Below are 20304 nucleotides of genomic sequence, written 5' to 3'. Positions count from 1 at the left end.
CTTCTCAGGTGCGGGTATGCTGCCTTGGCCCCACCGTCCCCTGAGAGGAACCGATGAGCGACACCGAGACCCCTGAGTCCGCCCCACGCCAGTTCTCCAGCACCCTGGCCGCCCTGCTGTTCGCCTCCCGCTGGTTGCAGGCCCCACTCTACGTGGGGCTCGTCGGAGCGCAGCTGCTGTACGTCTACACCTTCATGAAGGAGCTGTGGCACACCGCCTCCCACGTCAACTCGCTGACCGAGGCCGACATGATGCTCGCGGTGCTGGGACTCGTCGACGTGGTGATGGTCGCGAACCTGCTCATCATGGTGATCGTCGGCGGTTACGAGACCTTCGTCTCCAGGGTCAACCTCCACGACCACCCCGACCAGCCCGAGTGGCTGAGCCACGTCAACAGCAACGTGTTGAAGGTGAAACTGGCGATGGCGATCATCGGCATCTCCTCGGTCCACCTGCTCAAGACCTTCGTCGAGGCGAAGACCTACTACGACCAGATGGGTTCCCAGGCCACCTGGTTGCTGCTCACGCAGACGTTCATCCACATGGCCTTCATCCTCTCGGCGATGGGGCTGGCCTGGATCGATCACAGGTCCCGCGTCCACTGAGTTCCTCCCAGAGGGCCCGGACCTGCACCATGGTCTGCGCCACCGGACCCGAGCTGTCGATGACATGGGTGGCCGCCCGCAGCCGTTCCTCCCGGCTGGCCTGGGCGGCCACCCGTCGCGCTGCGTCGTCGCGGTCGTGACCGCCTCGTCGCATCAGGCGGGTGATCTGTTCCTCCACCGTGGTGTCCACCACCACGACGGCGTCGAAGCTGTCCACCTGACCGGTCTCCACCAGCAACGGGATGACGTGGACGATGAGCGCGCCCGGCCGTGCAGCCGCCTCCAACTCCCGGGCACGTTCCCGGACCCGGGGGTGGATGATCGCGTTCAGGTCGCTCCTGGCCGCCGCGTCGGAGAACACGATGTCCCCAAGTGCTGCCCGATCCAGTGACCCGTCTGGCCCCAGCACCCCGGTCCCGAACCTCTCGACGACCTCCTCGAGGCCCCGGGTCCCCGGCTCCACCACCTCCCGGGCCAACACGTCGGCGTCGATGACGTGGGCCCCCAAGCGCTCCAGTTCCCTGGCCACCGTCGACTTCCCTGAGGCGATGCCGCCTGTCAACCCGATTCGCACCCTCTCAGGGTAACCAACACGTCGAGGAGATGATGCGGGTCGCCGGAGCCACCGTGTCTCAGGTGTCGATGCGGTCGGCCTCGAGCGCGTAGGCCCCCTGGACGATGAACTCCTTGCGCGGGGCCACCTCGTTGCCCATCAACATCTCGAAGATCGCCTCCGCCCGGGCCGCGTCGTCGACGGTGAGACGACGCAGGGTACGGCGCCTCGGATCCATCGTGGTCTCCGCCAGCTGGCCAGCATCCATCTCACCGAGGCCCTTGTAGCGCTGCGGTTCCTTGAACCGCACCCCCTTCTTGGTGAGCTCCGCCATCTTGCGTCGGTACTCGCCGTCGGTGTAGGTGTAGATGTACTTCTCCATCCCCCGCTTCGGGTTGATGAGCTCGAACCGGTGCAGTGGCGGTACCGCCGAGAACACCCTTCCCGCCTCCACCAGGGGCCGCATGTACTTGAAGAACAAGGTGGCCAGCAGGCAGCGGATGTGCGCGCCGTCCGAGTCGGCGTCGGCCATGAAGATGATCTTGCCGTAGCGCGCGGCGTCCACGTCGAAGGTACGGCCCGAGCCCGCCCCCACCACCTGGATGATGGAGGCGCACTCCGCGTTCTTCAACATGTCACCGACCGAGGCCTTCTGGACGTTGAGGATCTTGCCCCGGATCGGCAGCAGTGCCTGGAACTCCGAGTTCCTGGCGGAGTTCGCCGTACCGAGGGCCGAGTCGCCCTCGACGATGAACAGTTCCGTGGCCTCACCGTCGCTGCTGCGGCAGTCCTTCAGCTTCGGTGGCAACGAGGAGGACTCCAGGGCGTTCTTGCGGCGCTGGTTCTCCCGGTGCGCCCTGGCCGCCACCCGGGTCCGTGACGCACCGACCACCTTCTCCATCAACGTGCGGGCCACCTGCTTGGTCGCCGCCTTCGAGGAGGTGAGGAAGTCGATCAGCTCCTGCTCGACGATCCGCGCCACCAGGCGCTGCACCGGCGGGGTGCCCAGCACCTCCTTGGTCTGCCCCTCGAACTGGGGCTCGGCCAACCGCACGGTGATCACCGCGGTCAGTCCCTCCAGGCAGTCGTCCTTGATGATCTCGTCACCGTTCTTGAGCAGCCGGGTGCCCTCCAGCGACTTCACGAAGGCCCGGGTGAGGCCACGCTCGAAACCCGAGACGTGGGTGCCTCCCTTCGGGGTGGCGATGATGTTGACGAAGGAGCGCACCGTGGTGTCGTAACCGGTGCCCCACCGAACGGCGATGTCCACGTCCAGTGTGCGTTCCACGTCCGTGGCGGTCATCGCCCCGGCCTCGTCCAGCATGGGAACGGTCTCGACGAAGGCGTCGCGCCCTTGAAGCCGCAGCACCTCGGTCAGCGGCGCGTCCTTGGCCAGGAAGTCCGCGAACTCGGTGATGCCCCCGTCGTGGTGGAACACCTCGCGGCTGGCCTCACCGAAGCGGTCGTCGGTGACCTCGATCCTCAGCCCCGGCACCAGGAAGGAGGTCTGCCGCGCCCGGTCGTGGAGCTGGGTCAGTGAGAGCCCGGCGTCGGCCAGGAAGATCTGCTTGTCCGCCCAGTAGCGCACCCGGGTGCCCGTGCGGTCCTTCGGGATCCGTTTTCCCTTGCGCAGCCCGGAGGTCGGGGTGAACGGCGCCTCCGGCCCCTCACCGTCGAAGACTCCCGGCACACCGCGCCTGAAACTCATCGCCCAGGTGGCACCCTCACGGTCCACCTCGACGTCCACGCGGGAACTGAGCGCATTGACCACCGATGCCCCCACCCCGTGGAGCCCCCCCGTGGCGTTGTACGAGGAGTTGCCGAACTTGCCCCCGGCGTGGAGACGTGTGTAGACCACCTCGACCCCGCTGAGGCCCGTGCGGGGTTCCTTGTCGACGGGGATGCCCCGACCATGGTCGGCGACGAGGACCGATCCATCGGCGTTCAGGGTCACCTCGATGTGGTCCCCGTGGCCGGACAACGCCTCGTCCACCGCGTTGTCGATGATCTCCCACAGACAGTGCATGAGTCCCCGGGTGTCCGTGGAACCGATGTACATGGCAGGACGCTTGCGTACTGCCTCCAGCCCCTCGAGGACGAGCAGATTCTTCGCCCCGTAGTCGCGGGGGTTGTGGGAACTGGACTTCTGAGGCACCGACACAGGCTACTCCTGAAGGCACGGGAACATTCAACAGGCGCGCTACGTTTGATATCAACGTAAGAGATCACTGCGCGAGACGACACCACAGGAAGGGCGAGCATGACCAGCATCAGCACCAACCCGGCCCAGCACACCCTGACCGCCCAGGACCGCTGCGACCGCTGCGGGGCCCAGGCATACCTCCGCGTCACCCTGCTCACCGGCGGCGAACTGATGTTCTGCGCCCACCACGCCAACCAGCACCGCGACAAGCTCAGCCAGGTGGCTTCCGCCATCCACGACGAGACCTCCCGTCTCAGGTCCTGAGCACATCGGCTGCGGCTGCGATCAGGCTCGGTGGGGCCGCGACGAACTCTGTCCGATTGCCCATCACGTGATGGAAGGCGGTGGCGACCCGCGCCGACGGGACCCCTGACGCCTCGGCCCACGCCTGCCGGTAGATGGCCAGTTGCAATGGATCGGCATCAGCGTTCCCGATCTTCCAGTCCACGATGAGCACGTCATGGCTGTCATCGACGGCGGGGAACACCGCATCGATCCTCCCCCTGAGGATCAGCCCGTCGTGGTCCAGCAGGAACGGCACCTCCACACCGAGTGGCTGCAGGTGGGCGAAACGACTGCGTTCGAACGCCTCCTGCAGCCGCAGCAGGGCCGGATCCGGGGCAGGTGAGGCCACGAGTTCGTCGAATCCCGGGCTCTCCCGGTACCGGGAGACCACCCAGTCGTGGAACCGCTGCCCGAGCAGTGCCTCGGCCCTGGGTTCCCGTGGCATCCGACGAGCCAGCCGCTCCGCGAAGGCCTCGGGGTCAGCAGCGAGCTCCATCATCGCGGAGGCCGACAGCCCATCAGGCAGCAACACCTCCCGGATCTCCCTGCGCGCCGCCTGCTCCGCGAGGAAGGCCGCCTCGGCGTCCCACGTGGCGATCCGTTCCAGCTCCGTCCTCGAGGCGATCCCTGAGCGCCACACCCATTCCTCGTCACCCTCGACGTGGCGGGCCTCCTCGACGAGACGTGCTGCCCGCTGCCTTGCCTCCCTGCGCACCGGGTCCCCCCGGCCTGGCCATGCGGCCTGCCTCAGGGCCACCGGGACGGGATTGGTGTCACTCACCTCGCTCCTGGTGACGGTGTCGGCCAAGGCCTCGGCAACCGCGTGATAGCGACTGCCGCCGGAGGCTTTCCTGCGTCCCGGTGCCCAGTGGTGACAACTGACCTGCAGGTGGCTGCGGGCACGGGTCGCTGCGACATAGGCCAGCCGATCCTCGGCGAGGAGGGACTCCTGTTTGAGCTCGTCCTTGTAGGTGTCGATCCCCTGCTTCGAGTACTCCAGGAGCTGAGGGATGCCCAGGGCGTCACCACGCAACGGGGAAGGCAGCATGGCCGCGTTGGTGGTCCAGTTCCCGCTGCGATCCTGGCTGGGAAAGACGCCTTGGCTCAACGCTGGCAGGTACACCGTCTCCCACTCCAGTCCCTTCGCACGATGGACCGAGAGCAGCTTCACCGAGTCCGCCTCGCTCGGCAACGCCCGCTCCAGGCCGTCCCCGTGGAGGTCCTCGGCATCGAGCCACGCCAACAGCCCTGCCAGGTTGCCTGTCTGGTCGAGGTCCGGGCTGCTGGCGCAGGCCGCCACGAACCGGGCGAGTTGGCTGGTGTCACCCTCGATGAGCATCTCCGTCTCCAGACCCAGCATCGCGATCACGCGGGTCACCAGTTCCGGGACCGGATCCAGCCGATGTGCCAGCAACCGGCTGATCTCGGCTGCGAACTGCCGGACCCGGGCCGTGCCCTCCGGGCTCAATCGCTCCCCCGGGTCCAGGGCCGCATCCAACAGCGACGGCGTCAGCACCGGGTCCGAGCGGACCACGACCTCCTCCAGCACGTCCATCGTCCCGAGGAGTTCCTCCTTGGCACCGACCAGCTCCCTGGCTCGCTCGGCGAGCCGTCCGAGGTCGTCGAGACCCACCTGCCAGCGTTCCCCGGTCAGCAGCCCCGCCACCTCGGCGTTGGCCAGGGGATCCGCCAGGATCTTCAATGTGGCGACCACGGGAGCGATCTCCGGCAGGTGGAGCAGACCGCCGAGACCGACGATCTCGACGGGGATGTCACGATCCCTCAGCCGTTGCCACACCCTGCCCAGGAGTTCGTTTCGCCTGGTCAACACGGCCATGTCCCGCCAGGCGACCCCGGTCGCATGCCGACCCAGCACGTCCTGGGCCAGGTGGTCCAACTCCTCATCCTCGGTGTCGAAACCGTGCGCGACGATCGTTCCCGGGCCGACCCCGTCGGGAGCGACGAGGGAGACGCCTCCTCCCACCGTCTGTCGCAGCGGCTCCGCCAGCGCGTTGCCGACCGCCAGGATGTTGGTGCCACTGCGTCGATTGATGGTGAGCGACCATCGGGTCGCCGGAGTGCCGTCCGACCGCGGAAAGGCCAGCGGGAAGTCGAGGATGTTCGAGGCCGCCGCGCCCCGCCACCCGTAGATCGCCTGGTTCGGGTCCCCCACCGCGGTGACGGGGAAACCACGCCCACGTTCCGGGTCAGGCCCGCTGAACAGGGTGCGCAGCAGCTCCGCCTGGGCCGACGAGGTGTCCTGGTACTCGTCGAGGAGCACCACCTTGAACCGTTCCCTGAGCGCCGCCCTGACGGGCGCGAAGTACCGGGCCACCTCGACCGCGCTCGCCAACTGGTCGGCGAACTCCACCACCCCGATGCTCGCCTTGAGGCCGCGGTAGGCCTCCACCAGCTCCAGCAGCTGGAGCCGTTCCTCCGCCGCTGCCAGGCACTCCTCGATCACCTTGTACCGGTTGCCCCGGTGGGTGGGGGCCGCCTCGAACTGCACCATGCTCTGCCGGGTGAACTCCCGGACCCGTTCCGGGGAGACCAGGTGCGCCCCCATGGCGGCATCCAGGTCGAGCAGCCGTTCCGGCAGCACCGTCGCATGGCGTCTCTCGATGATCGGCAGGGGCCGGTCGAACTCCTCGATCACACGCTGCGCCAGTCGGAACCGGGACGCCCCGGTGAGCATCCGATGGCCCTGTTCCCTGCCCAGCCTGATGCCGTGCTCCTGGACGATGCGTCCGGCGAAGGCATCGTAGGTCAGGACCAGTTCCTGTTCCTCCCTGACCTCTGCCTGGGCGAGCCCACCTCGGGTGAGTGCCTGCGCGACACGCGCCCCCAGTTCAGCGGCGGCCTTCCGGGTGAAGGTCAGACCCAGCACCTGCTCGGGACGCACCTGCCCGGAGCCGACCAGCCACACCACCCGGGCCGCCATCACCGTCGTCTTGCCGGTGCCGGCTCCGGCGACGATCACCTGGGGTTCCAAGGGGGAACAGATGACCTCGAGCTGTTCCTGGCTGAACGGGATGCCGGTGGCACGACACACGTCCTCGGGCTGGGTGAACGCAGTCACAGCAGACCTCCTGGTTGAACGGCAGGGCATGAGTCCCGGAACGGGCACCACCGGCAGAAGACGGATTCACGTGCGTCGAAGTGCCCCGACCTGAGGGTGGCCACCGCCTGCTCCAGTTGCTCGTCCAGCCAGGACCGTCCCTCGGGCAGCACCGTCTGGTACTGCTGCTGAGGGATGTGGAGCCCGTGTCGCAGTTGGAGCAGCGACGGCTCCCCCACCCGGGTCCCGGGTGGGGCGAGGTGGGCGAAGGCACCGAGGCGGGCCGCCAGCTGGTAGACCCCCAGCTGGGAGTGTTCGGCCAGCTCCGTCCTCGTCGGCATCGTGCGGGTGGTCTTGAGGTCCACCACGACCAGTCGGTCGCCGTGCAGTTCCAGCCGGTCCACGGTGCCACGCAGCAGTACCGGGGTACCCGAGACCTCCCGGGCAGCCTCGAAGGGCACCTCCACCCCCAGCAGCCGTCCCGGGTTGTCCCGATGCCACCGGTGGAACCGGGTGAGGATCCCCACCACCTGTTCCCGTTCCGATCTGCTGCGCCACAGCCGCGGGAACCGCAGTCTCGGCCACACCTCGTCGAGAAGGGTGACCATCTGCTCCAGGTCCAGGTCGTCGCGTGCCGCCCGCTGTGCGATCATGTGGACCACGTCACCGACGGTGGCCTGCGTGCCCCGTCCCTGGTCACCCCCGCCCCTGCGGGAGAGGAACCAGTTCCGGGGGCAGCGGACCAGCCCTTGGAGGGAGGAACCGGTGATGACCACGGGATCCGCCATGGTCCAGTCCCCGGATGAGGGGTGCCTCGCCCCCCACCAGTTCGTCACGGCGGCATCCCGGTGCGGGAACCGTGCCAACCTCAGCGCCGCGGCACGGCGAAGTCCCGGACTGCTCGTCGGGTCCTCGAGCACCCGGCGCAGGTCGGCCACCAGTGCCTGCGGGGTGAGCAAGCCGACCGGTGGACCGTGGATCTCCTGCGGTGTCACCCCCAGTTCACGGCAGAACCTCGACGGCGGGTCGGGGTGTTCCTCACCGGGCATCGGTGCCGAGACGTGCAGTGCCTCGCTCGCGCGGGAGCAGGCGACGTAGAAGCTGCGCCGTTCCGCTGCGACGAGCCCAGCCGTGGAGGCGGCATCGAGATGGTCAGGGGCGAGCCGATCAGGATCAAGCAGTCCCGGTTGCCAGCGGCTCCTGGGCCAGCTCCCCTCCGTGACGGAGACGACGTGGACCTGACGCCACACCCCGCTGCGGGCGCGGTGTGCGGTCAGCAGCCGGACTCCCCTCGGCAGGGCCGCGAGCTCCCTGGTCGTGTCACCGGCGATCTCCTCGCGTTCGATCTCCTGGATGAAGGTGAGGGCCCCGGAGATCCCGCGGAGCTCCATCCGGCGGGTTGCCAGGTCGAACAGGTCCACCAGGGCGTCGAGGTCCTCCTCCGCGCTGCGGTTCCCGTTCAACGCGGCCTGCCTGAGGCGCTCCGGCCACGGGGTGCCCGCCCACAGCAGCCACAGGGCGCGTCCCACGTCACAGCCCTCCGCCAGTTCGGCTCCCACCAGGGAGAGCAGACGGACCAGACGGGCCGCGGTCGCGGCGTCCTCATCCCCCAGTTCGTCGAGGCGGGACGGGTTCGCAGCCGCTCCCAGCAGTGCTGCCGTCGAATCGCTCCCCGGACTCAGCAGACGACGTCCCAGACGACGCAGCTGCACGGCGTCGAGCCCGCCGAGAGGGCCGGTGAGGAGCATCGGCAGATCCGTCTCCATCTCGTGCGGCGCAGCGGCATGGGCCAGGGCTGCCAACAGTGCCCGTACCGCCTTCTGCGCACCGAGCGCCCGGTCCTCCCCGTCGACGTCCACGGGGATGCCGCGTGCGCTGAGTTCCTGGGCCAGGAGCTCGATCTCCGCCCCGCCACGGCGCGTCACCACCGCGAGGTCACGCCACTGGTACCCCTCCTGCACCGCCTGCCTCAACCGTGCCGCCAGATGGGCCCGCTCCGCCGCCGGGTCGTCGAACCAGGTGACCGTCACCGTCCCCGGCTCCGTACGGACCGGCTCGGGCACGGGTGGGGCCTCGCTGGCATCGAGTGCGGACCGCAACCGGGCGAGGGCCGCCGTGACTGCGGGACTGTTGCGGTATCCCGTCCGCAATTCGACACGTGTGCTCTCAGGAAGCCCCAGCAGGTGTCCGACCGCACCGCCCGAGGCACCACGGTACGCCCCGAGTCGCTGCTGGGGGTCCGCGGTGGCGAGCACCGGCAGGCCCAGTCGGGCCAGGTCCGCCACCAGCCGGAAACTCACCTCGTCAAGCTCCTGGGCGTCATCGACGAAGATCCCGTCGAAGCGTGCCTGACAGGACCTGGCCACCCCCTCCTCGGTGAGCAGGATCCGGGTTCGGTGCACCAGCTCGGCATAGTCGAGCGCACCGTGGAAGTCCCCCACCGTCAGGTGCAGCTCGAAGAACCGTCCCACGGCCCGGTACAGGTCCTCATCACCCGCGATCTCCTCCACCCGGTCGGGATCCAGCCCGAGCTGTCTGGCCCTGGCCAGCACCTCGCGCAGCTGTCTGGCGAAGGTGCGGGTCCCGGCGGCCTCACGTACCTCCTGCGGCCAGAACTCGGGTGGCAGCCCGTCGAGCAGGTCACGCAGCCGCTGTTCCTGATCCGGGGCCCTCAGCAACCGGAAGTCCTGCTCCGGATCGCCGAGTTCACGCATCAGGGCGAGAGCGAAACCATGGATGGTGGTCACCCTCGCCCCGACCTCGGCCCCACCGCGCTGCCTCACGATCTCACGCCTCAGGCTCTGGGCAGCGGTCCGGGAGGAGGCGAGCACCACCAGTCGGTCCAGTGAACTCCCGGCCCGGATCCGCTCGACCACGGCCTGGGTGAGAACCGTGGACTTGCCCGTCCCGGGCCCGCCGAGCACCACTCGAAGGCCTTGATGGACATTCACGGCGGTTCGTTGGGCGTCATCCAGTTGGATGACCCCGGCGGGCTCCGAGGCCCGCAGACGCCACTTGTTCACCGAGGTCATGCCCCCATCGAAGCATGCATCACCCACAAAATGTGCAAGAGTTTGTCTGGAGTTCGTCGCACCGTGCGATGGCCAGCGATTCAGGAGAACAACATGGCTCAGGGAACCGTCAAGTGGTTCAACGCGGAGAAGGGCTTCGGCTTCATCGCTGTCGACGGTGCCCCCGGCGAGGATGTCTTCGTGCACTACAAGTCCATCGACACCACCGGGTTCAGGACCCTGGACGAGAACCAGCGCGTCGAGTTCGAGATCGTCCAGGGACCCAAGGGCAAGCAGGCGGATCACGTCCGCCCGCTGTGAGGTGACCAACGTCGAGGACGGTGCCTCGCCGAATGCCAGGCACCACTACGTGGCCTCCCCGGTGCCGTGGCTCGCCGGGTGCAGCGACCGGGGCAGACGCCACCCCACCAACCAGGACGCCCTCAACCTCGCGGCACGGGACCTGGCGGTGCGACAGGCCGTCCTGGTGGTCTCTGACGGCGTGAGCACCGCCCACGGATCCGAGAGAGCCTCCCTCATCGCCGCGGAGACCGCGTGCTCCACACTGATGGGGGCGCTCTCCGGCCCGGGTCCGGATGCCAAGGCCTTCCGCGCTGCCTTCGGACACGCCCACGAGGCGGTGCTGGCCGCAGCCCCCGAGGGAGAGGCCTCCGCCTGCACGCTCGTCGCTGCTGCCGTCCAGGGCAGTCGCCTGCTGGTCGGCAGCATCGGGGATTCCCGTGCCTACTGGTTCGGCGATGACGGTGCCACCTGGCAGCTCACCCAGGACGATTCCATGGCCCAGGCCCGGATGATGCTCGGCATGGCCAGGGAGGAGGCCGAGGCCTCACTGCAGGCCCACTCGATCACCCGCTGGCTCGGTCGCAACGCCTCCGACGTCACACCCGCGCTCGTCGAGCTCCGGCCACCCTCCGCGGGCTGGTTGCTGCTGTGCTCCGACGGGTTGTGGAACTACGCCAGCGCACCGGATGCCCTGCGAGCCGTGCTCGAGTACCAGACCCGCGGCCGTGAGACCCTGGTCGCCATCGTGGAGGCACTCGCCACCTGGGCGAACGATCTCGGTGGTCGTGACAACATCACCGTGGCCCTGTTGCGGCACGAACTGTGACGACTTCGCTATGGTTGTCCACATGGACGTGCGCATCGGTATCAGCGACATCAACCGCGAGCTTCAGCTCCGCACCACGGAGAACGCGGACGAGGTGTTGGGTTCGTTGCGTGCCGCGCTCGCCGATGGCTCCCTGTTCGAGGTGACCGACGAGAAGGGTCGTCGAGTTCTCATCCCGGCCGCCAAGGTGGCCTACCTGGACCTCGGCCCCGCCGATGCCCGCCCCGTCGGTTTCGGCGCACTGTAGAACCCGGCCCTCCCACTTCCGATCCGCGTTGTCGCGGTGGACTCGCCCGGAGGCTGGATGCCCCGCGGTCGCCACACCTGCGGCGACCGCCTGACAGTTAGGTCTGACCCTGAGCGAGACAACCCCCACCACAGAGACCTTCGCCGATCTCGGGATCCGGGAGGAGATCACCGCCGCCCTCGCCGCGGCCGGCATCGTCCACCCGTTCCCGATCCAGACCCTCGCGATCCCCCTGGCCCTCAGCGGCACCGACCTGATCGGTCAGGCCCGGACCGGGACCGGCAAGACCCTGGCCTTCGGCACCTCCCTGCTGCACCGGCTGGAGGCCTTGGCCGAGGACCCGGATGAGCCGGCTGATCACGGTCGCCCCCGGGCACTGGTCATCGCCCCCACCCGGGAGCTGGCCCTCCAGGTGGCCCGTGACCTGGAACTCGCAGGCTCCCGGCTGGGCACCCGGGTGCTCACCATCTACGGTGGCACCGGCTACGACGAGCAGCTCGCAGCACTCGAGAAGGGCGTTGATGTCGCCGTCGGCACGCCGGGCCGACTGCTCGACCTGGCCAACCGTCGTGCCCTCGACCTGTCGAGGATCCAGGTGCTGGTCCTCGACGAGGCGGACGAGATGCTGGACCTGGGCTTCCTGCCGGACATCGAGAAACTGCTGGCGAGAACCCCCGCCTCGCGGCAGACCCTGCTGTTCTCCGCGACGATGCCGGCACCGATCCTTGCGCTGGCCCGGGCCACCTTGAACCACCCTGTCAACATCCGCGCCGAGGGGGCTGACGCCTCGGCCACGGTCCCGGACATCACCCAGTTCGTCTACCAGGCCCACGACCTGGACAAGCCGGAGGTGGTGGCCCGGATCATCCAGGCCCGTGACGCCGGCAAGATCATGGTCTTCTGCCGTACCAAACGAGCCGCCCAGCGACTCACCGATGAGCTGGTGGACCGGGGATTCCCGGCGGCCGCGATCCACGGTGACCTGAACCAGGCGGCCCGGGAGCGCGCCCTGAAGAAGTTCCGCGCGGGTACGGTCACCACCCTGGTCGCCACCGATGTCGCCGCTCGAGGAATCGACATCACCGGGGTCAGCCACGTCATCAACTACGAGTGCCCCGACACCGATGCCACGTATGTCCATCGCATCGGACGCACCGGGCGGGCCGGCAACTCCGGGATCTCGGTGACCCTGGTCGACTGGGCAGACGTGACCCGCTGGAAGGTGATCAACAAGACACTCGACCTGGGTTTCGACACCCCGGTCGAGACCTACTCCTCCTCACCCCACCTGTACGAGGACCTGGACATCCCCGAGGGCACCAAGGGCAGGCTCCCACGCTCGGCCCGCCCTGCCCGGAAGGACAGGGCGAAACCGGAGACCACCTCGGAGGGGACCACCAGGCGTCGACGCCGCCGTCACACCGAGGGCCCGGGGGATCAGCCCCCGAAGAGCGACGAAGCCACCCCGAAGCGGCGCCGTCGTCGCCGCCGGGCCGGCGTGGACGTCACCGACCAGGATCAGTAGTCCATGCTCATGGCCTGGCGGACCTCCGCCAGGGTGGCCTCCGCCACGGCGTTGGCCCGTTCATTGCCCTGTCGCAGCACCGCCCACAGGTGATCCGGGTTCGCCAGGAGCTCGGAACGCCTGGCACGGTGCGGGGCGAAGTGGTCGTTGACGGCGGCGGTCACCAACTTCTTCAGGCCGCCGCCCCCGCCGTCGCCGATCTCCTCGGCGACATCGACCGGCTCCCGGTCCAGACACATCGCGGCGATGTTGACCAGGTTGCTCACCTCCGGTCGGTTGGCAGGGTCGAAGGTGATGTGACGATCCGAGTCCGTGACGGCCCGCTTGATGAGCTTCGCCGTCTGCTCGGCCGTCATGCCGAGTTCGATGGTGTTGCCCCTGGACTTGCTCATCTTCTGACCATCCAGACCCAGCACCGTCCCGCTTCGGCTCAACAGCGCGTCGGCCGCCGGGAAGACGGGACGACTCGGATCGACCCGGCCGTACCGCTCGTCGAAGCGCCTGGCGATCACCCGGGCCTGTTCGATGTGTGGGAGCTGGTCCTTGCCGACCGGCACCAAGTTGGCCTTGCAGAACAGGATGTCGGCGGCCTGGTGGACGGGGAAGGTGAGCATCAACCCGGACATCGGCCGGTTCGAGGTGGCCAGCTCATCCTTCACCGTCGGGTTGCGACGCAGTTCCGCATCCGTGACGAGCGCCAGGAACGGCAGCATGAGCTGGTTCAGCGCGGTGATCGCGGAGTGGGTGAAGATGACGGTGCGCTCCGGATCGATGCCGGCCGCCAGGTAGTCGGCCACCATGTTGAACACGTTGTCCTTGAGCTCCCCCACCCCGTCACGGTCGTAGATGACCTGGTAGTCCGCGACGATGAGGTAGGTCTCGATGCCCCGGTCCTGCAACCGGACCCGATTCATCAACGAGCCGAAGTAGTGCCCGATGTGCAGCCGTCCCGTGGGACGGTCACCGGTCAGCAGCCGGAACCGGGAGGGGTCCGCTGCGATCTGGGCCTCGATCTCGCGGCTGCGCTCCTCCGAGCGGGCGAGGGTCCTGTCAGGGTCGTGGAACTCCGTTTCCATGCGGGTCAGCCTATCGTCTGGAGCCACGTCGGGACACACACCTCTCAGGCCGTGCCACCGCGGGCACGGATCCTGCTGAGCAACTCCAGGTAGGCACTCTTCCGGGTGGTGAAGCACCCCAGGTCACGGTCAGGACGTTTCGCTCCGTGGTAGTCACTGGAACCGGTTCTGATCAGTCCCAGGCGTGCTCCCAGTTCGAACAGCAGCAGGCGGGTGTCCCGGTCATGATCCCGGTGATCGGTCTCGAAACCGTCCAGCTGGTGTTCCCTGGTCAGCTTCTCGATGACAGGAGCCGTCAGCACCTCCCGGCTCTTGCGTCCCCAGGGATGGGCGATCACCGCCGCACCCCTCGCCTCGTGCACCAGATCGATGCCCTGGTCGAGGTCGATCGAGTAACGAGGGACATATGCGGGTCCTCCCTCCGCCAGGTAGCCGTCGAAGGCCTCCTGCCGGTCCTTGACCACCCCCTTGACCACCAGGGCATCCGCCACGTGGGGGCGGCCGATCGACGGGGCGCCCTGGGCCACCGCCATCACGTCGTCGACCGTGATCGTGATACCCTGATCAGCCAGTCGGGCGCACATCTGCGGCAAACGCTGTGTCCGGCCGACCCGAACCTTCGCGAGCTCTGCGTTCAGCGCTCGGTTCCACATGTCGCACCCGTATCCCAGCAGGTGCACGGTCCGCCCCTCGAGACGACATGAGATCTCGATCCCGGGCAGCACCTTCACACCGATGCGTTTGCCCGCCTCCAGTGCTTCCGGGACCCCGTCGAAGGTGTCGTGGTCGGTGAGCGCGATGACGTCCAACCCCGCCTGGAAAGCCTTCATCACCAGCATCGTCGGCGTGTCGGTGCCGTCGCTGACCCGGGAGTGGGTGTGCAGGTCGATCCTCATGACGCCATCGTAGTGAACCCGGCTCGTGGCGTCGGTGGATGAGCGCTAGATTGTCCGCCATGAAACTCAACTACCGCCACGAGTTCAACGGCACCACCGACGAGGTCGTCGCCCTCTTCCGCAACCCCGAGTTCATCGACGACATCGCCAGGCATGCCGGTGCACTCGAGCACACCGTCGACATCGACGGGGAGACCACCCACCTCAAGCTGTCCCTGCCCGCCCCCGAATCCATCTCGAAGTTCTTCGGAAAGGGCATCAAGATCGCCCAGTCCTTCGCCTGGAGCCAGCCCGACGAGGCCGGCAACCGGCAGGGCATCTTCACCGTGGACATCGCAGGCGCTCCCGTGGCCGTGGAGGCCAACGCCCTGCTCTCCCCCGCCGGGGAGAACGCCTCGGTGGCCCAGTACGACGGCGAACTGGAGGTGAAGATCCCACTCGTCGGGAAGAAGGTGGAAGGCATGGTCGAACCGATGATCAAGTCCGCCTTCGCGGGCATCGAGCGTCGTGCCCGGGCCTGGCTGAGCAAGTCCTGACCTGCCCTCGCTCACAGCCCCCGACGGTACTCCTCGACGTCGTTCCACAGCAGGTCGGAACTGGCGAGCAGTTCCTGAACCTCATCGAATCCCCACGCAGTGTCGATGTCGAGGCCTTTCGCAGCAACGGCTGCGGCTGTCCAGTCGACGCCCGGCGCTTCACTGAACCAGCAGGTCAGCGACCGTTGTGGGACCTCTGAGAGCACACATCCGCCATTGTCCAGGTCCCGGCCCTGGGAGACCAGGGCCGGGGCCACGTCCGCCACGAGCACCAGCCGCTCGCCATGCCTCGCCAATGCGGCCACCGAGGCCAGCACGAGTGCTGCGTACTCCGCGTCCTCGCGCTGCTCCGTGGTGTAGCCCAGGGCCTCCAGCAGCTCAGGGGTGACGCGGTGGGCCTCACGGTCGCGCAAGGTCACCGAGCCGTCGATCGCTCCCAGTTCCTCCCGTGCGATGGGGATGAACACCAATTCTCCAACCACGCGACCACCCTACGCCCTGCCGCGGCACCGATGCCGCCACCGCGGTCAGGTGTTGTCAATCCGGGCCGAGGTGTTGTCACCTGATGCCGAACCCCGGCCGGGGTGACACCAACGTGTCTAACGTGACCCCATGACCCATCCCCAGCTCACCCAGGCGGCGTTCATCGTCGCCCGTTGCATCCGCGAGGCACTCGTCGGGTCCCGCGCACTGCACCAGATCCGGCCCTGGCTCGCTCCGGAGGCATTCAACCGGTTGGTCGTCTACGTCGACACCTTGGATCTTCGCCCGGGACGTCTGGGCCGGATGCACGTGCAGTGCCCGAGCCCCGGCGTCGCCGAGGCCACGGGCACGATCCAGAGTGGCGAGCGATGGCTCGCCCTGTGTCTCAGACTGGAACTGGCCGAGACGTGGAACTGTTCTGACCTGGCCCTCGTCGGCGCCGGGTGATCTCGTTCAACGGCGCTTCTTGGCCGCCTTGCGACGAGCTGCGCGGTTGCCACCGCCCGACGACGTGGTCCGCCTCGGTTGCTTCGATCCGGCGCGAGTGGTGGTCACCTCTCCGGATTCGTCAGGCGCGGAATAGGTGAGGTTCTCCTGCTTCTTGCCCTCGAGGCCCTTGGCCAGCGGTGCAGGTTTGCCGGTCCGCACGGCCTCCGCCTTGCCGAGGACATCCTCCGGCCTGCCATCGGCATCGGTGACCACACCGACCTCGAGCGGCTCCGGCTTGTTGACAGGAACGTTGAACAGCATCTGGATGGCCTGTTCGAAGGAGGCCTCCCGCATCGAGACGAACATGTCGCCACCCTCCCGCTGGTACTCGACCAGGGGGTCACGCTGGGCCATGGCGCGCAACCCGATGCCCTCGCGAAGGTAGTCCATCTCGTAGAGGTGCTCTCGCCAGTTGCGGTCCACCACCGAGAGCAGGACCTGGCGCTCCAGTTCACGCATGGTCTCCTCGCCCAACGACTCCTCCCGTGCGGCGTAGGCCACGGCGATGTCGTCGACGAGCAGCTCGACCAGCTCGTCCTGGCTCGGCAGTTCGTCCTCCACCTCTGCCTGGTCCACGCCCACGGGATAGACCGTGCGCAACTCGTTGAACAACATGTCCAGGTCCCAGTCCTCGGGCACCCCGACGGTGTGCTGCCGCACCACCGCCTCGACCACCTCACCGGCACGGTCACGCAACTGCTCCGAGATGTCCTCACCGTCGAGCACCCGTCGCCGGTCACGGTAGACCACGTGGCGCTGCCGGTTCATCACGTCGTCGTAGCGGAGCACGTTCTTGCGCATCTCGAAGTTCTGCGACTCGACCTGCTTCTGCGCAGATTCGATGGCATTGCTCACGAGCTTCGACTCGATCGGCACGTCATCCGGCACCTTCATCATCAGCAGTGAACGTTCCAGGTGGTCCGGCGTGAACAGACGCATCAGGTCGTCACGCAGGGAGAGGTAGAACCGGGACTCCCCCGGATCGCCCTGCCGTCCGGAACGTCCTCGGAGCTGGTTGTCGATCCGACGCGACTCGTGCCGCTCCGAGCCGATCACGTAGAGGCCACCGGCCTCCACCACCTCGTTGTGCTCCGCCTCGACCTGCTCCTCCAGCGCCTTGAGGGTGTCGGGCCACTGCGCCTCGTACTCCTCCGGGTGCTCCACGGGGTCCAGGCCCTGCTTGCGCAGCTGCAGGTCGGCGAGGAACTCCGGGTTGCCACCCAGCATGATGTCGGTGCCGCGACCTGCCATGTTCGTGGAGACGGTGACGGCACCCTTGCGGCCGGCCTGGGCGACCACCGCGGCCTCGCGGGCATGTTGCTTGGCGTTGAGCACCTCGTGCGGGACACCGGCCTTCTTCAACAGCCCGGAGATGATCTCGGACTTGGCCACCGAGGCGGTACCGATCAGGACCGGTTGCCCCTTCTCATGACGTTCCACGACATCCGCGACGATGGCCTCGTACTTCGCCTCGGCCGTGCGGTAGATCTTGTCCTTCTGGTCCTTGCGGATCATCGGCATGTTGGTCGGGATCGGGATGACCCCCAGGCCGTAGATCTTCTGGAACTCCGACTCCTCCGTCTTCGCCGTACCGGTCATGCCCGCGAGCTTGTCGTACATGCGGAAGAAGTTCTGGAGGGTCACCGTCGCCAAGGTCTGGTACTCATCCTTGATCTTGACGCCTTCCTTGGCCTCGAGTGCCTGGTGAAGACCCTCGTTGTAGCGTCGCCCGGCGAGACTGCGACCGGTGTGCTCGTCGACGATGAGGATCTCACCGTCCAGCACGACGTAGTCCTTGTCCCGTTTGAACAGTTCCTTGGCCTTGATCGCGTTGTTGAGGTAGCTGATGAGCGGGGTGTTGGCCGACTCGTAGAGGTTGTCGATGCCGAGCCGGTCCTCGACCAACTCGATGCCGGAGGCCCCGATGGCGATGGTGCGCTTCTTCTCGTCGACCTCGTAGTCGACGTCGCGGCTCATCTGCCGGACCAGCCGGGCGAACACCGGGTACCACTCGTGATTGTCCTGCGAGGGCCCGGAGATGATCAGCGGAGTTCGTGCCTCATCGATGAGGATCGAGTCGACCTCGTCGACGATGGCGAAGTGGTGCCCACGCTGCACGAGGTCCTCGACGCTGAGCGCCATGTTGTCACGCAGGTAGTCGAACCCGAACTCGTTGTTGGTGCCGTAGGTGATGTCGGCCCCGTAGGCGACGCGGCGTTCGGCCGGGGTCATGGAGGCGAGGATCACCCCCACCTCCAGACCGAGGAAGTGGTGGATCCGCCCCATCTGCTCCGACTGGTACTTGGCCAGGTAGTCATTGGTGGTGACGATGTGGACCCCCTTGCCGTCCAGGGCGTTGAGGTAGGAGGGCAGGGTGCCGACGAGGGTCTTGCCCTCGCCGGTCTTCATCTCGGCGATGTTGCCCCAGTGGAGCGCTGCGCCTCCCATGATCTGCACGTCGAAATGGCGCTTGCCGAGCACTCGGACGGAGGCCTCACGAACCGTGGCGAAGGCCTCCGGCATCAGTTTGTCGAGGGATTCGCCGTCCTCCAGTCGCTTCCTGAACTCGTCGGTCTGCTGACGAAGCTCGGCGTCCGACATCGACGAGAAGTCCTCCTCGATCAGGTTGACCTGATCCGCGACCTTCTTCAGCTTCTTGAGCTGAGCCCCGGATCCGAGACCGCTCAGGAAATCCATGAAACCCACAGCTGTGTTCCTTCGGGTTGACGAGTGTGGCCAACGGCGCACCGCCTGCAATCCTAGCCAGCCTGACCGTCACCACAAACAACGGCGGGCCGGGAGAGACCCGGTCCGCCGTTGTTCATGACGTCACTGGTTCACGTTGAGATGGATCACACCGTAGTTGTAGGCCTTCCTGCGGTAGACCACGGATGGGCGCCCCGTCTCTGCATCCTGGTAGAGGAAGAAGTCGTGACCGACGAGTTCCATCTCGTCGAGGGCCTGGGCCAGGGTCAGCGGGGCGGAGTCGAACTCCTTCTCCCTGACCACCAGTGGACCGTCACCGTCGACCACGAGTCCGGCCACCTCCCGACGGGACACCTCGGGCTCCGGCGCCTCCACCACCTCGGTGGCGGGAGCCGGCTCGACGATGACGGCGGTGCGCAGGCCACGATGGGTCTTGCGCCGATCAGCGGCCTTGCGCAGCTGGACCTTCAACCGGTCGAAGGCCTGCTCGAAGGCGAGGGTCTTGTCGTGGGCGCGGGACTCGGCACGCACCACCGGGCCCCTGCTCCGGAGCGTGATCTGCACCTCGATGGCGTCGGAGGGGTTGCGTGCCTCGGATGCGGAGAACTCGACCTCCACCCGGATCACCCGATCCCGGAGTCGCTCGACCGTTGCGATGCGCTCGTGCACGAGTTCCTTCAGGTCAGGACCAACAGTGCAGTGCCTACCGGTGACGACGATGTCCATGCTTCCTCCTGATGTGCAGTGAGAGATCAAGGGACCTCAAAGCCTGACGCCAGCCCGTACCGACCTTTCGGTCGGCTGGTGCTGGCGTCCTCCATTCCTCGAGATTACTCCCCCGTGGGCCGATGGCAAGGCAATTTCGTCAGATGGGGAACGTGTTCGCATCCGCGATGACAGCTGCACCCGCCACCTGCACACCCGCGTCACGCAGCGCACCGATGGCTGAGCGCAGTGTCGCCCCCGTCGTGACCACGTCATCCACGAGGATGACAGGCCGCCCGGTTCGTCTGACGCTGAACCTCGACGCGGACAGTTCAAGTCTGCCGCGGCGGTCGAGGCCTCGCTGGGCGGCTCCACCACTGGGCCGGTTGAGCAGGGCCGCCCACCCGACCCCGAGCCGACGCGCCGCACCTCTGGCCAGCACCCGGCCGTGGTCGAGACCTCGACGTCGCACCGCGTCGGGACGGGAGGCGACAGGCACCAGCAGCACTCCCTGCCGCAGGTCATGGTGCTGGAGGCTGCGGGCCAGCAGTCCTGCCAGGAAACCGGCACAACCCCATGCCCCGTCGTCCTTGAACGTCGGGATGATCCGGTCCAGCAGGGGACGGTACGGTGCCGCCGCGAAGACCGTCGTGTCGAGTCCGGGGCGTCTGACCACATGTGTCGGGTGCTGCCGGAGCTGCCCGGCGCAACTCGCGCACACCCCCAGGGAGGGGATGCGGCAGCCAGGACAGCTCGCCCCGAGGAGAAGGTCAGCGGCTGCGTCGAGGAACCTCATG

At 67.5% G+C, this 20304-nt stretch carries 18 protein-coding genes; 8 read left to right on the top strand and 10 right to left on the bottom strand.

All coding sequences use genetic code 11. The features are described from left to right. Positions 1 to 53: 53 nt before the first annotated feature. Positions 54 to 605 (top strand): TIGR00645 family protein, encoded by a 552-nt coding sequence (locus tag EII34_RS00375; protein WP_124841646.1) that lies wholly within the window; start codon positions 54 to 56, stop codon positions 603 to 605. On the opposite strand, the gene coaE is transcribed toward EII34_RS00375, so the two are convergent. Together coaE and EII34_RS00365 are read right to left on the bottom strand one after the other, a co-directional pair. After that, positions 550 to 1179: a dephospho-CoA kinase gene (gene coaE, locus EII34_RS00370; RefSeq protein WP_124841644.1), complete on the bottom strand. Its 630-nt coding sequence runs from the start codon at positions 1177 to 1179 to the stop codon at positions 550 to 552. The genes EII34_RS00375 and coaE overlap by 56 nt on opposite strands. A 58-nt stretch (positions 1180 to 1237) precedes the next feature. Further along, complete coding sequence (locus EII34_RS00365; RefSeq protein WP_260424991.1) at positions 1238 to 3313, bottom strand: DNA gyrase/topoisomerase IV subunit B; 2076 nt, start codon at positions 3311 to 3313, stop codon at positions 1238 to 1240. Positions 3314 to 3418: 105 nt separating this feature from the next. Between EII34_RS00365 and EII34_RS00360 the strand changes: the two genes are divergently transcribed. Further along, a complete protein-coding gene (locus EII34_RS00360; RefSeq protein ID WP_124841640.1) occupies positions 3419 to 3625 on the top strand; it encodes a DUF7455 domain-containing protein in 207 nt (68 codons plus the stop codon). Here the strand turns inward: EII34_RS00360 and EII34_RS00355 are convergent. Beyond that, entirely contained in the window at positions 3615 to 6725 is a 3111-nt protein-coding gene (locus EII34_RS00355; protein WP_185711094.1) for an ATP-dependent DNA helicase, read from the bottom strand. The two genes, EII34_RS00360 and EII34_RS00355, sit on opposite strands and share 11 nt — an antisense overlap. After that, the gene (locus tag EII34_RS00350) at positions 6722 to 9736 is read right to left on the bottom strand and encodes an ATP-dependent helicase (RefSeq protein WP_124841636.1); all 3015 of its coding nucleotides are present in this window, start codon (positions 9734 to 9736) and stop codon (positions 6722 to 6724) included. Before EII34_RS00350 ends, EII34_RS00355 begins: the two co-directional genes overlap by 4 nt. Before the next feature lie 93 nt (positions 9737 to 9829). Between EII34_RS00350 and EII34_RS00345 the strand changes: the two genes are divergently transcribed. From EII34_RS00345 to EII34_RS00330, 4 genes are all read left to right on the top strand, one after another. Beyond that, positions 9830 to 10036, top strand: coding sequence for a cold-shock protein (locus EII34_RS00345; protein ID WP_124841634.1), 207 nt, complete (start codon positions 9830 to 9832; stop codon positions 10034 to 10036). Position 10037: 1 nt separating this feature from the next. Next, the gene (locus EII34_RS00340; protein WP_185711093.1) at positions 10038 to 10844 is read left to right on the top strand and encodes a PP2C family protein-serine/threonine phosphatase; all 807 of its coding nucleotides are present in this window, start codon (positions 10038 to 10040) and stop codon (positions 10842 to 10844) included. 22 nt (positions 10845 to 10866) lie between these two features. Next, positions 10867 to 11091: a DUF3107 domain-containing protein gene (locus EII34_RS00335; protein WP_124841630.1), complete on the top strand. Its 225-nt coding sequence runs from the start codon at positions 10867 to 10869 to the stop codon at positions 11089 to 11091. 103 nt (positions 11092 to 11194) lie between these two features. After that, entirely contained in the window at positions 11195 to 12616 is a 1422-nt protein-coding gene (locus EII34_RS00330) for a DEAD/DEAH box helicase (protein ID WP_124841628.1), read from the top strand. Here the strand turns inward: EII34_RS00330 and trpS are convergent. Together trpS and EII34_RS00320 are read right to left on the bottom strand one after the other, a co-directional pair. Then, a complete protein-coding gene (gene trpS, locus EII34_RS00325; protein WP_124841626.1) occupies positions 12610 to 13692 on the bottom strand; it encodes a tryptophan--tRNA ligase in 1083 nt (360 codons plus the stop codon). The two genes, EII34_RS00330 and trpS, sit on opposite strands and share 7 nt — an antisense overlap. Positions 13693 to 13736: 44 nt before the next feature. Next, positions 13737 to 14588 carry a PHP domain-containing protein gene (locus EII34_RS00320; RefSeq protein ID WP_124841624.1) on the bottom strand — a complete coding sequence of 284 codons (852 nt, stop codon included), beginning with the start codon at positions 14586 to 14588 and terminating at the stop codon, positions 13737 to 13739. A 59-nt stretch (positions 14589 to 14647) separates the two neighbouring features. On the opposite strand from EII34_RS00320, the gene EII34_RS00315 reads away from it, so the two are divergent. Beyond that, the gene (locus EII34_RS00315; RefSeq protein WP_185711092.1) at positions 14648 to 15124 is read left to right on the top strand and encodes a DUF2505 domain-containing protein; all 477 of its coding nucleotides are present in this window, start codon (positions 14648 to 14650) and stop codon (positions 15122 to 15124) included. Between the two features lie 11 nt (positions 15125 to 15135). Here EII34_RS00315 and EII34_RS00310 read toward each other — a convergent pair whose 3' ends face one another. After that, complete coding sequence (locus tag EII34_RS00310; protein WP_124841620.1) at positions 15136 to 15591, bottom strand: DUF6912 family protein; 456 nt, start codon at positions 15589 to 15591, stop codon at positions 15136 to 15138. A gap of 145 nt (positions 15592 to 15736) precedes the next feature. Between EII34_RS00310 and EII34_RS00305 the strand changes: the two genes are divergently transcribed. Continuing rightward, on the top strand, positions 15737 to 16054 hold the full coding sequence (locus EII34_RS00305) for an Rv3235 family protein (protein WP_124841618.1): 318 nt from the start codon (positions 15737 to 15739) through the stop codon (positions 16052 to 16054). Positions 16055 to 16060: 6 nt separating this feature from the next. On the opposite strand, the gene secA is transcribed toward EII34_RS00305, so the two are convergent. The 3 genes from secA to EII34_RS00290 all read right to left on the bottom strand — a co-directional run bounded on the left by secA (position 16061) and on the right by EII34_RS00290 (position 20303). Further along, positions 16061 to 18793, bottom strand: coding sequence for a preprotein translocase subunit SecA (secA, locus tag EII34_RS00300; protein ID WP_124842580.1), 2733 nt, complete (start codon positions 18791 to 18793; stop codon positions 16061 to 16063). 132 nt (positions 18794 to 18925) lie between these two features. Next, on the bottom strand, positions 18926 to 19528 hold the full coding sequence (gene hpf, locus EII34_RS00295; protein ID WP_124841616.1) for a ribosome hibernation-promoting factor, HPF/YfiA family: 603 nt from the start codon (positions 19526 to 19528) through the stop codon (positions 18926 to 18928). A 139-nt stretch (positions 19529 to 19667) separates the two neighbouring features. Then, positions 19668 to 20303: a ComF family protein gene (locus EII34_RS00290; protein ID WP_124841614.1), complete on the bottom strand. Its 636-nt coding sequence runs from the start codon at positions 20301 to 20303 to the stop codon at positions 19668 to 19670. Between the last annotated feature and the right edge of the window lies 1 nt (position 20304).

The sequence above is a fragment of the Arachnia propionica genome, assembly GCF_003859805.1.
Lineage (GTDB): Bacteria > Actinomycetota > Actinomycetes > Propionibacteriales > Propionibacteriaceae > Arachnia > Arachnia propionica_C.
Note: the sequence above shows the minus strand (reverse complement) of the source record. Positions and strands in the feature narration are given on the sequence as shown.